Source organism: Mycobacterium uberis, assembly GCF_003408705.1.
GTDB classification, from domain to species: Bacteria; Actinomycetota; Actinomycetes; order Mycobacteriales; family Mycobacteriaceae; genus Mycobacterium; species Mycobacterium uberis.
In genome coordinates, this window is record NZ_QAYL01000025.1 from 82,670 (window position 1) to 98,387 (window position 15,718).

Annotated in this window: 12 protein-coding genes and 4 pseudogenes; 8 read left to right on the forward strand and 8 right to left on the reverse strand. The window is 56.5% G+C overall.

The window, feature by feature from the left end:
• Positions 1-42: 42 nt before the first annotated feature.
• A pseudogene (locus tag MUBE_RS20510) lies at positions 43-216 on the forward strand (allophanate hydrolase); the annotation flags it as partial.
• Between the two features lie 653 nt (positions 217-869).
• On the opposite strand, the gene MUBE_RS19145 reads toward MUBE_RS20510, so the two are convergent.
• A complete protein-coding gene (locus MUBE_RS19145) occupies positions 870-1,124 on the reverse strand; it encodes a hypothetical protein (protein ID WP_116540793.1) in 255 nt (84 codons plus the stop codon).
• A gap of 340 nt (positions 1,125-1,464) precedes the next feature.
• Here MUBE_RS19145 and MUBE_RS12650 point away from each other — a divergent pair, with 340 nt between their 5' ends.
• From MUBE_RS12650 to MUBE_RS12665, 3 genes and pseudogenes are all read left to right on the forward strand, one after another.
• On the forward strand, positions 1,465-1,761 hold the full coding sequence (locus tag MUBE_RS12650; protein ID WP_116540818.1) for a hypothetical protein: 297 nt from the start codon (positions 1,465-1,467) through the stop codon (positions 1,759-1,761).
• Positions 1,762-2,872: 1,111 nt separating this feature from the next.
• Positions 2,873-3,052, forward strand: a complete 180-nt coding sequence (locus MUBE_RS15235) for a hypothetical protein (protein ID WP_133297118.1) — start codon at positions 2,873-2,875, stop codon at positions 3,050-3,052.
• 1,230 nt (positions 3,053-4,282) lie between these two features.
• Positions 4,283-4,948: pseudogene (locus MUBE_RS12665) on the forward strand (2Fe-2S iron-sulfur cluster-binding protein).
• 18 nt (positions 4,949-4,966) lie between these two features.
• On the opposite strand, the pseudogene MUBE_RS18405 reads toward MUBE_RS12665, so the two are convergent.
• Positions 4,967-5,317 (reverse strand): annotated as a pseudogene (locus MUBE_RS18405) (flavin reductase family protein); the annotation flags it as partial.
• 479 nt (positions 5,318-5,796) lie between these two features.
• A complete protein-coding gene (locus MUBE_RS18410; RefSeq protein ID WP_341537709.1) occupies positions 5,797-5,925 on the reverse strand; it encodes a hypothetical protein in 129 nt (42 codons plus the stop codon).
• A 347-nt stretch (positions 5,926-6,272) separates the two neighbouring features.
• Here MUBE_RS18410 and MUBE_RS12675 point away from each other — a divergent pair, with 347 nt between their 5' ends.
• Positions 6,273-8,108: an acyl-CoA dehydrogenase gene (locus MUBE_RS12675; protein WP_116540795.1), complete on the forward strand. Its 1,836-nt coding sequence runs from the start codon at positions 6,273-6,275 to the stop codon at positions 8,106-8,108.
• Positions 8,109-8,290: 182 nt separating this feature from the next.
• Here the strand turns inward: MUBE_RS12675 and MUBE_RS12680 are convergent, their stop codons facing one another.
• The gene (locus tag MUBE_RS12680; RefSeq protein WP_116540796.1) at positions 8,291-9,616 is read right to left on the reverse strand and encodes an acetyl-CoA C-acetyltransferase; all 1,326 of its coding nucleotides are present in this window, start codon (positions 9,614-9,616) and stop codon (positions 8,291-8,293) included.
• A 192-nt stretch (positions 9,617-9,808) separates the two neighbouring features.
• On the opposite strand from MUBE_RS12680, the gene MUBE_RS12685 reads away from it, so the two are divergent.
• Both MUBE_RS12685 and MUBE_RS12690 read left to right on the forward strand, forming a co-directional pair.
• Complete coding sequence (locus tag MUBE_RS12685) at positions 9,809-11,173, forward strand: 3-oxoacyl-ACP reductase (protein ID WP_116540797.1); 1,365 nt, start codon at positions 9,809-9,811, stop codon at positions 11,171-11,173.
• A gap of 458 nt (positions 11,174-11,631) precedes the next feature.
• A complete protein-coding gene (locus tag MUBE_RS12690; protein ID WP_116540798.1) occupies positions 11,632-12,474 on the forward strand; it encodes a MaoC/PaaZ C-terminal domain-containing protein in 843 nt (280 codons plus the stop codon).
• Between the two features lie 64 nt (positions 12,475-12,538).
• On the opposite strand, the gene MUBE_RS18415 is transcribed toward MUBE_RS12690, so the two are convergent.
• The 4 genes and pseudogenes from MUBE_RS18415 to MUBE_RS12700 all read right to left on the reverse strand — a co-directional run bounded on the left by MUBE_RS18415 (position 12,539) and on the right by MUBE_RS12700 (position 15,363).
• Entirely contained in the window at positions 12,539-12,709 is a 171-nt protein-coding gene (locus MUBE_RS18415) for a hypothetical protein (protein ID WP_165849846.1), read from the reverse strand.
• Positions 12,710-12,979: 270 nt separating this feature from the next.
• Positions 12,980-13,231 (reverse strand): hypothetical protein, encoded by a 252-nt coding sequence (locus MUBE_RS18420; protein WP_165849847.1) that lies wholly within the window; start codon positions 13,229-13,231, stop codon positions 12,980-12,982.
• Positions 13,232-13,552: 321 nt separating this feature from the next.
• Positions 13,553-14,083, reverse strand: a pseudogene (locus MUBE_RS16065) (TetR/AcrR family transcriptional regulator); the annotation flags it as partial.
• 116 nt (positions 14,084-14,199) lie between these two features.
• On the reverse strand, positions 14,200-15,363 hold the full coding sequence (locus MUBE_RS12700; RefSeq protein WP_116540799.1) for a glycoside hydrolase family 3 N-terminal domain-containing protein: 1,164 nt from the start codon (positions 15,361-15,363) through the stop codon (positions 14,200-14,202).
• Between the two features lie 156 nt (positions 15,364-15,519).
• Between MUBE_RS12700 and MUBE_RS12705 the strand changes: the two genes are divergently transcribed.
• Entirely contained in the window at positions 15,520-15,693 is a 174-nt protein-coding gene (locus MUBE_RS12705) for a DUF2613 domain-containing protein (protein WP_116540800.1), read from the forward strand.
• Positions 15,694-15,718: the final 25 nt, after the last annotated feature.

A 15,718-nucleotide genomic window follows, 5' to 3' on the forward strand; every position in this document is an offset into this window, starting at 1 on the left:
TAGCTACACAAGCTACAGGTTACTCCGGAGGCAACTGCTCCGGCCGATCGCGGCGCCAACGTGATGATCGACGTCGTCTACGACTGCCCGAACCTCATCAAGGCGGTCGGCAATACTAAATTGACGACCACACAGGTCATCATCGCCCATATTGACATTTTGTCGCGGATTAGGTTCAGCGGGTTCGCACCAAGCTTCGTATGTAAGGCAAGGTAAATTTAGTAAGGACATCGAGCCGGCTAACAATCATCGACCCCGCCGCTGCCATTAGCTCATCGCACGCCTGGATACCCGCCGCGGGTATCACCACCCCGACATCAATAACCTTTTGTTGTTCTGGCCGTCGATCAAGCACACCTGAAGAAGCTAAAACCATCCGAATGTTCAATGGATTCAATTGATTCGGTGCCGGTTCTGACATACACGGCGATCCCGAGATCGGCGATCGTCCGAGTCAGAAACACGCCAATTAGGCCATCAAACACGGCATCATCTCGATGACGCGCGTCTGCAACCTAAAATGATGCAGCTCAAAATGACACAGCGCATTTGCGGCTACGAATTACGTTAAACTATTCGAGTGTGCTGTAAACGTGACACTAAGGCAGGTCGCGGTTGGACGCCGACTAAACGAAATCGTATAATCCGATTATCGACATCAGAGCATCACAAATACGCTACTCACTCTCAGCGATGAACACCAGTTTTGTCGCACATCTGATTTCAGCGACAAACGTTGTTGAGCAGCAACCGAACCCGATTGTCACCGGTGTAGTCGTTTCCAGACAACGCCAGCAGGCCATGATCCCAGCTATCGATATAGTGAGGTCAAGCCAACACAGTCGTAAGCCCAGCCTTCAATCCGGCAACTAATCGCCAAGGATGGCGACGACGCAGTGGTTCGTCTCGACCTGTTGGATGTTGACGTGAACAATGATGTCAACGTCAAGGTCGACCGTGTCCTCCTGGGTTATTAACGGCAAACGCTGCGATGAGCACACCGGCAAAGCGCTGACCACACCGCTGTGTGAAATCCGCTTGGGTCGTTCCAGCTGCCCGTGCATGTCACCAGCGAGGCCATCGAGGCTTCCTACTGCTGCCGGTGTATTGACGGTGCGAGTCACCAGTGCCTACAATGTCCCGACCGCAGACCAGGTACAGCGCATAATCATCACAAAGTAATTTCGGAGCGAAAACAATGAAGATGAATTCGTCGGGGTCACAAACTCCGCTGAATTCATTGAATCAACCACCGGACAACTACCCGCGGTGAGAACGGCAAACCAGGCGTCTGTTTCAACAACGCTATCATCCGGTCAGCAAGCTTGGTCTGACCCGATGAAGTTCCCAGTGATTCAACTCCCTAAGTTGCGCGATGTAGCCTGGCTCATATCAGGGCCGCGCTGCGGATAGCATCGGAGGCATAATTGTGATACATAACACCGTTTGCCGAAGGAGATTCGCTTGTCCGTCACCATTGAACTCGCCGAACTTCATGACCTCATCAGCAGAATGCGGCGGTCCGTAGCCTCATTGAAGGCGCGATACGGCGACAACCCCGCGATGCGTCGCATCACCATCGACACTGATCGGATCCTCAGCGATGTCGAGTTACTTGATACTGACATCTCCGAACTGGACCTGACTCGCGCCACCGTCCAGCAGTCGGGCGAGAAGATCGCTATTCCCGACACCCAGTACGACAGCGACTTCTGGCGTGATGTTGACGACGAAGGCGTCGGGGGCCATAGCCGGTCCTGACAACCAAGCCCCTCGAAAATCCGGAGGCGCTTTCTGTGTACCCTTCGACCGGGTAACGACCCCAATAGATTTAGCAGCCCGTCTTGCTACCGTCGTTTTCTCGGCTACCCGGGCCCAAGTACTACAGCTAACACTCCGAGCTGACCGGTGGTGACTGCCACCGCTGATAACCAGCTTCGATTTTTCTACGTTTATTCTTTATGCCACCATCCGAGCGTTCTCAGAGTAGCAGCTATTAAGTAGCTGAATATCACTACCTAACGCCGTTCTATTCGCTGTCTATCAGCTCCTCCCGCGAACCCGAAAACATTCATCTAGGCGTTTATTCTGATCATTTCCTGTGGTGGATTACGTTGGTAATATTGGCATTATCGTTCCTGCTTACGTTTCGACCTACCTGCTACTAGCTCAAGACTTGCTACGGGTCACAGCGCGACAATCATCAACCAGCTGTTCAGTGCCCGAACCGCACGCTCACGACACCTGCGAAACCCGTTTTCTTCTGATCAATATGTATTAGCCACCGACACTTCTTCTATTTGACACTAATGGTCTCAGTGATCAACAAATACGGTGCAATAGTGGCGTTCTATTCACCCTTCGATTTCGACTTCTGTTTGGGCAAAAATATTTTGGTGATAAATGTTCTTTTGTTGCGATAGCACACCATAGTATGCTATTCTTTCCGGCACGTTACTAGCGGCCAGATCGATCATTTGTCCAAACATCTAATTTGGTACTTTAATCTGGATGAAAGTCAACAAATTTAACACCAGAAAAATGCAATTAGTATGGGTACTACTAGGCACAGTTTAATTTATAAATTTATACATAAAATAGTAGCTAACTACACAATTAAATACATCAGATTTGTTGGTTGATAACCCATTTCAACAAGTATCAAGAAAGGGCTAGGTGAGATTTCATAATTGAGGTTGAACGCCACTACTATGACGTAGTGGTGATTAACGCCGGCTGCGTGGGACTACGGGCCGGTCATCTCGGTACGTAAACGGGGGTTGGGGGGTCGTGGTTCGGCCTGGAGTTGATCCACATCATGCAGCAGAAGGAGTACGCCAAACTCAGCGACTAGGAAGCATGGGTCACGGGCATGCGCCGAATGTACGATTACTGCGCTAATTTAAAGACGGTCTCAAGAACTGGGGAGCGAGTCGCCGGCGTGTTCGGCTACTGGCGCGAAAACGATCGGTTCGTCGTGTTCGAGACGCCTGCGATGATGCTGGCCACCGGCGGCACCGACAAGATATTCAAGGCGACCTCGAATTCCTAACATTACCGTGGTAACGGGCAAGTTTTGAAACTGAGAGTCGGCACACCCACAGTTTGTCTAATTTCACCCAACGGCATAGTGTAGCCCCAGCGTGAAGGGAATCCTGATCACCGGGATGCTCGCGGCGATGGTGGGATCCTGAAGAACTCAGATGGCAAGCGGCTCATGTTCGACTACATCCCACCGGTGTTCAAAGGCCAGTATATCGAAACCGAACATGAGGCCGACCAATAGCTCAAGAACAATGACCCCGCCCGTCGCATCCCGAACCTGCTGCCGCGCTATTAAATTGTGCATGGCATGCGCACAATATGCTGTAATGTCACAGCCGACTGAAGCATATCCCACACGGCGGAATTTACTTCGACATTGCATCCCGTTTGATACCCGCGGACATCAAGCGGGAGTTGCCGTCGATGTATCTCCAGTCCATGAATTTCGCCAAGGTCGACATCACCACGCAGCCAATGGAAGTCGAGCCCACCGGTCACTGGTCATCGGCACTATCGAAGTCGATGCGGATGCCAGTGCGGCGACAATTCCCAGTCTGTTCACCGCCGGAAAATGTTCCGGCTACATGTACGGCTCAAACCGGCTGGGCAACAATTCAATGTCTGATCTGCTGGTTTTTGGTCACAGCGCCGGCCTGGGAACCACCGACTACGTGCGGGTGCTTAGTAGCCGTCCGGCCGTCTCACCGGAGACTGTCGACACCACTGTCAAAACTCTTCGAGTGATCGAAAGGCGGCTCAAGTACTGGAAAATCCGTACACACTACACATGGACTTGCAGTATTTGATGAACGACTTGGTCGGCATCATCCGCAACCAGGAGGAGATAGCGCGGGCACTGATTTTGTTGAAAGAGCTGTAGGCTCTCTATCGGCACATGCTTCTTGTGAAAGGAGATTGGCAATACAACCAAGGCTGTAATCTTGCCATCGACCTGCGCAACAGGCTGCTGGTCAGCGAGTGCGTGACGGCGGTTGAGGCATCCACACCCTCGACAACCATCCCGATATGAACCCAGCTCGGCGCAAGACCTTGCTAGTATACTCGCGCAACTCAAAGCATCAACGGCGAAGCTGAAAGTTCGCACGTCAGCATCACCCGCGAACTCCAGGTACCTATGTGGCCCGACTTGTTAGAGCTCTTTGAGATCTCGAAGTTGGCAACTGAAAAGCTGGCCGAACACCCAGGGTAGACGGGCTAAATAATCTAGAACGCGAGGATGCGGGTTTGGCGCGGCGACGAAGGCGGTGGCGCACTCTGCAACTTCATCATCGAGGTCAACGAGGGCGAGATCGTGCTTGACACCAGTCTCCGACTGAAACAGACGCAGGCTTCTGATCCTGCTGGTGGGCTGGAACTTAACTTGCGAGGCAGGCAAGTGCGGATCCTGCTCGGTGGAGATCAACGGCAAGCCTAGGTTGATGTGCATGACTCGGATGCCGACCTGCAGCGAAGACAAAGTCGTCACCGTCACCCCGATGCGAACATTCCCGGCAATTTGCGATCTAGCTACCAACGTATCATTCAACTACCAGAAGACGTAGGAAAACCCATCGTGCACGCTGCCCACGGAACTACAGCCTGGCGAATGCCAGATGAAGCAAGTTGATGTCCAGGGCTCGCAGAAATTCCGCAAGTGCATCGAAATATTTCCCGTGCCAAAAACGTCTGCCACATAGTTATGAGATCATGAGAAAAATAAGCAGGCGTTCACCGGACTGCGATCCTTGAGGCGGATCACGGGGGCTGAATATGCATCCACTGAACCACGCAACCGACGTCAACAGGCATAGGAAATGCATTGATCCCGATGCTGAAAGAGCGGAGAGCCGACCGCAAGCACGCCCCTGTGGTGTGGTTGGGTAGCAAGTTGTTCCGTCGATAAGCGCCGATGGTGCTGACTTCACACGCCGAGCCGACAAAGCATACTGTGGTGGAATACAGTAAGAGCCGCGTCAGGATCCACGGTGACCTGGCTTACCCGCACGGCATAGACGATGGCGTGCTCACCAACCGAAGTCAACAAGCCGATTGTACTCTCTAAACCACAGACTGGCGGCCGTGATGAAGACCGCACCGGTGTCGTTGGACACCGTTTCCAAATCGGCGAGCCTGTCCCCGGTCTTGACAGGCCAACGTGCACACCACCTCGTCATAAACCTCGCCCAGCACACTGATGCCCAGCATTGGTACGGCTTTGAACTTGAGCCACGGTGTCGAAAATGTTCTGCACGCAAAACAACACCAGCGGCGGACACATCCAGGTGGACTCGCAATCCGCTCTTCCAGGCATTACGACCGTAGACCGAGAAAATCTGGTCGGACGGGTCTTCAGGCGAAGCCAACCGGGCAGCGATGCGGGCTTCCAGTTCGGCGAGCAGCGATAATATCGGTATGTGGGCGTCCAACCGTGGATTGAAGAAATACGGCATTGCAACTCGGTCAACTGCCTTCCGCAGTTGATGAGCGTGACGGGTGTTCCGTCAAAGACTGAATCCAACACATCAGGCGGGTCGCCCAGTAATGCCGCTCAATGTCTCAGCAAGGCACGGACCACACCGGACAGCGCGAGCGTCCCATTCACCAAATCATCCCGGGCAACTCAGACAACGCTGCCAACCACTGATTGGGGCCCTTCAACCACAGGTAGTCTAACTTGCCGTACCCAGCGATCAGTGAACCCCCTACATGTCAATTTGCCCACACCAGTCTACCTCGCCGTATGTTAGCTCTTCATCCAGCTGGCGTATAGCCACGGAAATGTGGACTGCTCGCCATAGCGATAGCATCTTTGTCTGCTTGAGGCAGCTCGACAAGCCGATGCGCTACCTTTAGCACCCTGCCCTTCGAGGCGTCGTACACATGACGGCCAGTCAGGTAGAAAAGCCCACCTTGTGGGCTGCCCCGCGGAAGCTAGTGCACAATAATTCTCCCATAAATCCACACACAGGCAGCGCCATGGTGTTGCGCACACTGATCATTTTGTACATAACCATCACACTCAGCAATCGCACTTGACAGGTGCGCCAAGTGTTGCGGAAAGGTCCTCGCTAACCAGTTGGTCAGTTAGCAAGCGTAATGCCGCTCATACCGACTTGCGTGAAACTACTTGATCGATATATCTTTATCAATACTATATTACTAATGGGTAACTTAATCTGATGAGGTACCCGACCTCTTTGGTGGTTTTCTCGACGAGGAGGACCATAGTGAGCCACTACAAAAGCAACGTCCGCGACCAGGTTTTTAATCTCTTTGAAGTGTTAGGCGTTGACAAGGTGTTCGGTACCGGTGAGTTCAGCGATCTGGATACCGACACCGCCCATGAAATATTGACGCAGGTCAGCCGTCTGGCCGAGGGACCCGTCGCTGCGTCGTTCGCTGAAGGTGACCGCAACCCCCCGGTATTTCACCCCGAAACTCATTCGATCACGCTACCGGAGTCGTTCAAGAAGTCTTGCAGGGCGGTGGCCGAGGCCGGTTGGAACAAGGCTGGTATCGACGAAGCGCTCGGTGGCATGCCGATGCCCAAGGCACTGGTATGGGCACTACACGAGCACCTTCTGGGCGCTAACCCGGCGGTATGGATGTATGCCGGCGGCATCGGCTTCGCTAACATTCTTTACCACCTCGGTACCGAAGAACAGAAGAACTGGGCTGTGTTGGCTGCCGAACGCAATTGGGGCTCCACCATGGTACTCACCGAGCCGGATGCCGGCTCGGATGTGGGTGCCGGCCGGACCAAAGCCGTTCAGCACAAGGACGGCTCTTGGCACATCGATGGGGTTAAGCGTTTTATCACCTCGGGTGACTCCGACGACCTCTTTGAGAATATCTTTCACCTCGTGCTAGCCCGCCCCGAGGGCGCCGGGCCAGGCACCAAAGGCTTGTCGCTGTTCTTCGTGCCCAAGTTCCTGTTCGACTCCGAGACCGGGGAGCTTGGCAAGCGCAACGGCGTGTTCGTCACCAACGTCGAGCACAAGATGGGTCTGAAGATCTCGGCCACCTGTGAGCTGTCTTTTGGCCAGCACGGCGTGCCTGCCAAGGGCTGGCTGGTCGGCGAGGTGCACGATGGCATCGCGCAGATGTTTGAGGTCATCGAGCAAGCACGCATGATGGTCGGCACCAAGGCAATTGCCACCCTGTCGACAGGATACCTGAACGCGCTTGAATATGCGAAGTCCCGCGTGCAGGGCGCCGACCTGACCCAGATGACCGACAAGAACGCACCGCGGGTTACCATCATACATCACCCTGACGTGCGCCGATCGCTGATGACTCAGAAAGCGTACACCGAAGGTCTGCGAGCGCTGTACCTCTACACCGCCACTTTCCAAGACGCGGCAGTCGCCGAGGTGTTACACGGCGTAGACGCTAAGCTGGCGGTCAAGATCAATGACCTGATGTTGCCGATAGTCAAGGGCGTAGGTTCCGAGCAGGCTTATGCAAAGCTCACCGAGAGCCTGCAGACCCTCGGTGGTTCGGGTTTTCTGCAAGACTACCCGATTGAACAGTACATCCGTGACGCGAAAATCGACTCGCTGTACGAAGGCACTACCGCCGTCCAGGCGCAGGATTTCTTCTTCCGCAAGATCGTCCGCGACAAGAGCGTGGCTCTGGCCTATGTGTCGCACCAGATCCAGCAGTTCGTCGACAGCGAGACTGGTAACGGCCGGCTTAAAAGCGAGCGCGAGCTGCTGGCCAAGGCTCTAGCCGACATCAAGGGGATGACAGCTTCGCTGACTGGCTACCTGATGGCAGCGCAGCAAGACGTCGCCAGCTTGTACAAAATAGGTCTGGGGTCGGTGCGCTTCTTGATGAGCGTTGGCGATCTGATCATCGGCTGGTTGCTACAGCGCCAAGCCGCGGTGGCCGTGCAGGCGCTCGACGCCGGCGCCACTGACGCTGAACGGTCCTTCTACGAAGGTAAAGTCGCGGTGTCATCGTTCTTTGCGAAGAACTTCTTACCGCTGTTGACCAACACTCGCGAAGTGCTTGAGACATTGGACAACGACATCATGGAGCTTGACGAAGCCGCGTTCTAGCCAACGACCGAGAAAACTGTAAAGTCACTGCGCTTCCCCGCTGAAGCGGGGACCTTACTTCTGATGGTCTCTAACTCTCTAAGGTGGAATCACTAGCCAGGCTAGGGCAGCTGGCGACCGACTAAACTACTGTCGGGTGGCAAACCCGGCGACGCCTAGCTTCGCCGCACTGACGATCGCCGCTAGGCTTCCAGGATCGCGGCCACACCTTGGCCACCGGCAGCACAAATCGAAATTAAAGCCCGCATGGGCTTGCCCGCCGCGCTGCCCTTCTGTTGTTCCTCCTTCTGCTCGGCAAGTTGCTTGGCCGTCTGCGCGAGGATACGCCCGCCGGTAGCCGCAAAGGGGTGGCCAGCAGCCAATGACGAACCGTTGACATTGAGCTTGGATCGATCGATAGACCCAAGCGCGGCATCGAGCCCCAGACGCCCCTTGCAATACTCTTCGGACTCCCACGCTTGCAGATGCGCCAACACCACAGAGGCGAACGCCTCGTGTATTTCGTATAGGTCGAAATCCTGCAAGCTCAGCCTGTTGCGGGCTAACAGCCGGGGCACCGCGTAGGTCGGTGCCATCAGCAAGCCATCATTTCCACTAACATAGTCAACCGCGGCAGTCTGAGTATCTACCAGGTAGGCTAGCGGGGTCAATGAATGTGCGGCAGCCCACTGCTCGGTGGCGAGCAACGCAACCGAGGCGCCGTCAGTCAGCGGAGTGGAATTGCCCGCCGTCATCGTCGCGTCACCGGCCTTGACTCCGAAAACCGGGCTCAATGTGGCCAACTTCTCCACATTAGAGTTAGGCCGCAGATTATCATCGCGGTAGAGCCCCAGAAACGGTGTGACCAGGTCGTCGAAAAAGCCCCGATCGTAGGCATCGGCCATATTGCGATGGCTAGCGGCAGCCAGTTCGTCTTGGTCGACCCGTTTAATCCCCATTTTCTTGGCGGTGATGGCCGCGTGTTCTCCCATTGACAGCCCAGTGCGGGGCTCACTATTTGCAGGTATCTCGACCCCGATGCTGGCAGGCAGCGCGCCCACCAGCTTCAGTCGTTGCACGTTGGACTTAGATCGGCGCAGCTTCAGCAGGTTGCGGCGCAGGTTGTCACCCAGGCCGATCGGCGCATCCGAAGTGGTGTCCACCCCGCCGGCAACGGCCACCTCATAACGGCCAGTTGCAATGCCATCGGCCGCGGCAATCGCTGCCTGCAGACCAGTTCCGCAGGCCTGCTGCATGTCGAGCGCAGGTGTGTATGGCGACAGGTGTGACCCCAGCACACATTCGCGCATCAGGTTGAAGTCCCGACTGTGCTTGAGCACGGCGCCGCCGATCACCATGCCCAATCGCTGGCCGGCCAGCCCAAATCGGTCCACCAGACCACCTAGAGCCGCCGCGAACATGTCCTGGTTGGTCGCCTCAGCGTAGGCGCCATCTGATCTCGCGAACGGGATGCGATTGCCACCCAGCACGGCAACCCTTTGTTTAGCGGGCGTGGGCCCAGAACTCATCTGAGACGTCTTGCTGGTTGCCGCAGAACTTGCAGAGGCCACTGATAATCTCCGTGTGTCGCCGGGCTTATCCATTTGGAAATCAGCTGTCAAGTGTCATACTACCCGCATGTTCTTACTTTCAAGATGAATTTTGTTTTTCCTCGATACAGTTGCCTCTCATATGGCACACCCAACACGGAAGGCAGCTCTGTGGTCCCCAAGCGCTCATCCGATCTGTTCTCACAGATTGTCAGCTCCGGTCCCGGATCGTTTGTAGCGAAACAACTGGGCATTCCGCAACCTGAAACACTCCGCCGCTACCGACCGGGCGATGCACCGCTATCTGGATCCCTACTGATCGGCGGTGACGGCAGGGTGGTCAAGCCGTTGCGTGTGGCGCTAGAGAAGCACTACGACCTGGTAAGCAACAACCTGGGCGGTTGCTGGGCCGACTCATTCGGCGGGCTTGTCTTCGACGCGACCGGTATTACGACGCCCGCTGGACTTAAAGGATTGCACGACTTTTTCACTCCCCTGCTGCGCAACCTTGGCCGCTGCGCGCGCGTCGTGGTCATCGGCACCACACCCGACGCGGCCACGAACACCGACGAACGGATCACGCAGCGCGCGCTGGAGGGCTTTACCCGCTCGCTAGGCAAGGAGCTGCGCTGCGGTGTCACGGCAGCGCTGGTGTATCTCTCACCGAATGCCAAACCGGCCGCTACGGGCCTGGAGTCCACCATGCGGTTCATTCTGTCGGCCAAGTCGGCCTACGTTGACGGCCAGGTTTTCTATGTCGGGGCGGCCGACTCCACTCCACCAGCAGATTGGGATCGGCCGCTGGATGGCAAAGTTGCCATCGTGACCGGCGCCGCACGCGGTATTGGCACTACCATCGCCGAAGTGTTCGCCAGGGATGGCGCCCGGATCGTCGCGATAGACATGGAATCCGCGGCCGAGACCTTAGCTGAAACCGCCAGCCGTGTTGGTGGTACCGCATTGTCGCTGGACGTCACCACGGATGATGCCGTCGACAAAATCACCGAGCACCTGCGCGACCATCACGGCGGGCATGCCGACGTCTTGGTCAACAACGCTGGTATCACCCGCGACAGACTGTTGGCCAACATGGACAATGCCCGATGGGATGCCGTCTTAGCTGTCAATCTGCTTGCTCCGCAACGCCTTACCGAAGGACTCGTCGGGAACGGCAGTATCGGCGAAGGCGGCCGGGTGATCGGCCTGTCGTCGATTGCCGGTATCGCCGGCAATCGCGGGCAGACGAACTACGCCACCACCAAAGCCGGGATGATTGGCCTCACCCAGGCACTAGCACCAGGGCTGGCCAAAAAAGGCATCACGATCAACGCCGTCGCGCCGGGATTCATCGAAACCCAAATGACGGCCACCATCCCGCTGGTCACCCGCGAGGTGGGGCGCCGACTGAACTCATTGTTCCAAGGCGGACTGCCCGTCGATGTTGCCGAGACCATTGCCTACTTCGCCAACCCAGCGTCAAACGCCGTAACAGGAAACATTATCCGTGTCTGCGGCCAGGCGGTACTCGGCGCGTAGCCCTATCGAGTCGTTCAACTCGGCGCTGAAAGGGAAGCCTCGCCTTTGATCGGGACGGTGTGCAACAAACTATGGTAACAGAAAACGGTTAGGATCCAACGATATCAATCAGTGAAAACGATTGTGTTGGCTAGTAAAACACCGTGAAACGACGTGGGTCACGTTGAGGTCAGCTCTTTCGGGTTTCTTGCGGCTTTTCGAAGGAGCATATCGCAGCGTTATCCGCTGAAATCCTATCAGCACCATACTGATTCATTTATCTCATGTGGATTCTTTGATCCTGCATGAAGATGCACGGGTACCTTGCGGGTCACGCAAAGTACGCATGATGTATACCTAATGTCAACACCCCAACAGCGGGTCACATATGATAATATCACTAAACTTGCTTCTTGGATCCTGTGCAAACTCAATGTTCTGTTGGTTCAGAAGGCATTTTCCCGTCAAGGAGAACACTAGTGAGCCAGCCAGGCAGCCTGAAAAATATACTGTGCGCGGCTGTCGGAGCATTACCGCTTCTGTCCCGGACAGACCAGCTGCCCAACCGAACGGTGACCGTCAAGGATCTATCCATAGACCACACAAACGTGGCGGCCTATGCGTCGGTTACCGGTCTGCGCTACGGCAATCATGTGCCACTAACATACCCGTTCGCGTTGACCTTTCCCGCGATGATGGCGCTGGTGACCGGATTCGACTTTCCCTTCGCTGCAATTGGATCAGTACATACTGAGAATCACATCACGCAGTACCGGCCAATAGCAGTGACCGACGTCGTCGGCGTGCGGGTGCATACCGAAAACCTTCGCGAACACCGAAAAGGTCTGCTGGCAGACCTGGTTACCGACGTCAGCGTCGGTAACGACACTGCGTGGCATCAGGTGACCACCTTCCTACACCAGCAACGCACCAGCTTGTCCGACGAGCCCAAACCGCCGCCACAGAAACAGCCCAAACCTCCCCCACCGAGCGCCGTTCTGCGGATCACCCCCGGCCAGATCCGCCGCTACGCCACCGTCGGCGGTGACCACAACCCAATCCATACCAACCGGATCGCCGCCAAGCTATTCGGATTTCCGACTGTCATTGCGCACGGAATGTTCAGTGCTGCAGCGATATTAGCTAACATCGAGGCTCGACTTCCGGATACTGTGCACTATTCAGTCCGTTTCGCCAAGCCGATAGCGTTACCTGCGACCGTAGGGCTCTACGTCGACGAAGGCGCTGGAAGCTGGAACCTCACACTACGCAATATCGCCAAGGGGTACCCTCACCTGACCGGTACCGTGCGAGGTGCGTAGCACGCTCAACCAGCACACTGGCCGGACTTCGGCATAGCACCACTGCGATCCCGAAGCAGTACCTTCAGTCTTTGCGCAACACCAGCGGTAGCAAGAAAACAAGAAATAGCCAGAGCGGTGGACAGACGAAGACCGGCGAGCCCTGGGTAACCCCAAATACCCCGGCAGCACTGGCCAGCGAGACCACCAGCACGTGCAGGTGCGTCCCGGAAAGACCGTCAATCGACAATATCAACCCTGCTCCCGCTACCGCATCGGTGGCCAGCGCCGGAGTTAGCGTTTCGCCGACCCCGATAGCCAGTCTGACCGTTAGAAATCTTCCGCCCGTTATCTAGTAATTGGGGCCACAAATGCAAATGAATGCCCACAACCGGCCCTGCGTCGAAAAGTGCAAAGACTAGCAGTCAGATTCATATCACGACGGCTAGCCGCGCCACTGCCACAATCGAGTTAAATGCCAGTCCCACCGCGAAGGACAACAACACTCATACCAGCTCGTGCGCGGTCAGCAGATACATCTACTCCACACCGAACCAGTCCAGAACAGGTCAATCAACCCGTGCTGATCGAAACTGATTGCGACGACACGGCTAGAAGTAATCATCGCGGCACACAGCTGCTCACTATACAGCAGGATCCGCGCGCTGAATAGTGCACCGTCCAGCGGAATAGCATAAACTGCATCGAGCCCGACCCCGGGTGGGGAGCTCCTTCGACTTAGCGATGCACCGGAGTCAACCAGCAGCGCTTGCAGCACGGTGTCGATGCTCTATGAAAACCGCGGTTCCAGATACCACGAGCAATGATTTACGCGAGTGACGACACTTCGGTGCTGCGTCGCAAGATCCACCACCCGACAGTTGTTAATGCGCCACCGATCAGCGGTCCCAGTGCACGGCAGACTGGACTGCTGGCAGTGACGTCGGCGAGTAAACAAACTCAAGGCGGGGGTATACGTCAGGTGCTAAACGAAGCGCAGGACGAGTGTTGGCGCCGAACCGACGATCCCGGTCAGCACTCCGACGATAACCAGAAGTCTTAGGTCACGGCAGCTGACCCGTCGGCTGGCAACGCGGAGATCCGCGGGTGCGCCCTTGAGTCCGTGCCAGAACATGTTGATCATCAAGCTCGAAGCCTTATCGACGTCGATATTGCCGGTCGTGAGCCAGGTGACCATTGCCTCACCAACGCTACGACCATCATCTTGTTATTCATGGTCGGTTCGCGGTCTGCTAGTGCCTGCCCGCATCAGCCCGACTACCAGCTCAGTGATCTGATTCTGATCGTGTGCCTCACGCACCGTCTAGGCGAACACTGGAGAACGCATCGCCTAAATGTGTACATCACGATCCAGAATGCCCAATTGGCATCAATAAAACGTGATTGTGCTGCTTAGCAAGTCTTTCGAGCTTTGCGTGAAGTCGATATCAGCGGGTGCCACAGCGATTGAATCGTTTCATATCACGGCTCAGACAGGCACCGAAAAAGCACTCCTTGGACCCGTAGTGTAGGAGATTGGCTCGAAGATCTGCGCTTCGGCGAGGAGAGCCTCCATTGAGGTCTCGTGGTAGCCGTTGACCGAGAACACCTTTACCACGACTTCGAACATTTGCTACTCGCGAAGAGCACATGGTATCTGCTGAATACCATCTGCCATCGCATGCTCCTTTAGCCCGACTATCCGACTCCAGAATAAGCAACGGTGCAGCTAACACTCAAGCCATGCTAGCGCCCGCACCCCTGGCCAGGGACCTTTATAGTGGCCACCCGCACAACTGAGGCGTCGACAGCCGGCATCGCTAATTCGCCCACAGACACCGCCTGCTCTAGCCGGTCTAAGACCGCAGGCACCGCCTCAGTGTTGACCCAAAGCGCGACATCGGTGCCGGCTTGCAAGGTGCGCAACACCGCGTCGACCACCCCGTATCGGTCAGAGATCGCGGCCATGCCGGACACATCGTCGCTAAAGACTGGGCCGTTGAAAGGCGGAGCCTCGTAGTTGGCACCGGTGCGCAGTAACTGCACCGCGGCCGAGCTCAGACTGGCTGGATCGTCGCCGGTCAACCCAGGAACCTGCAGATGACCGAGCATCACTCCGACCGGGGCATCGGATACCAACGTCCGGTAGGGAACCAGGTCGGTGGTTTGCAGGTCCTGCAGCGGCGGCGTGGTTACGCCACCGGTGTGCGAATCGCCCGAGCCATGCCCATGACCAGGGAAATGCTTGAGCACCGGCAGCAGGCCAGCGTCGCGCAAGCCCCGCGCATAGGCTCCGGCATAGGAAGTAACGACGGCCGGGTCGGAACTGAACGAACGGTCCCCGATCACGCTGTTGTCAGGGGCATCGATCACGTCGACGACGGGGGCAAAGTTGATGGTAATGCCCAGCTCGCGCATCTTGCGGCCACGGTCCAGCGCCATCCCGTAGACCTGGTCGACAGTGCTGGTTTGTGCCAGCATCCGGGCAGACGGCGCCGTCCCAATCAGTGACTTCAACCGAGACACCCGGCCGCCTTCTTCGTCGACGCTGACCGCCAGCGGTAGCGGCCCCACGCTGCGGGCAATGTCAGCCGGCGCCCCGTTGGTCAGCATCGACAAGTCGGTCTCGCTGCCGATCATGATGCCACCGACGTGATGATTGGTGACCACGTCCTTAGCGTCGACCGCATCGCGTACACCCACCATTAGCAGCTGGGCTAGCTTGTCGCGGATGGTTAGGGCCCCCGGCACGGATGCTGGGGAACCGCCGCACGCCAGTGGCGGCGGGGCGGCGGTCGGCTTGCTAGCTGCGGTCGATAAGGAGTTGGGAGCCTGTGCTGTGTCATGGCCACAAGCTGCGACCAACGCCGACACGGCAACAAGCACAACGAGGGTTCGCGCAAAAGCCATCGAAGCATGGTGTCATGGCGGGTGTTCATGCGGACACCGCCTCACCCGGCGCTCATTCGACATCCGCCGACCAGGTGCTGCGACGACCACGTTTATACTGGCCGAACTTCTGCTAGGTTGCCGCTAACTACGACCACACACCCCGAGGAGCGATCGATGAACCGGATCGTTGCGCCGGCCACCACGAGCGTAGTGGTTGGTCTGTTGCTTGGCGCGGCCGCGGTCTTCGGGATCACGTTGATGGTACAGCAGGACACGAAGCCGCCACTGCCCGGTGGCGATCCGCAGTCATCAGTTCTCAACAGGGTCGAGTACGGCAACCGCACTTAATCCGGCGACGATGCGGGCGGGTACC

Excerpts from the sequence above, each read along its gene's own strand:
- MUBE_RS12700 (WP_116540799.1), bottom strand. The coding sequence starts at position 15,363 with ATGGCTTTTGCGCGAACCCTCGTTGTGCTTGTTGCCGTGTCGGCGTTG.
- MUBE_RS15235 (WP_133297118.1), top strand. The coding sequence starts at position 2,873 with ATGCGCCGAATGTACGATTACTGCGCTAATTTAAAGACGGTCTCAAGA.
- MUBE_RS12705 (WP_116540800.1), top strand. The coding sequence starts at position 15,520 with ATGAACCGGATCGTTGCGCCGGCCACCACGAGCGTAGTGGTTGGTCTG.
- MUBE_RS12680 (WP_116540796.1), bottom strand. The coding sequence starts at position 9,616 with ATGAGTTCTGGGCCCACGCCCGCTAAACAAAGGGTTGCCGTGCTGGGT.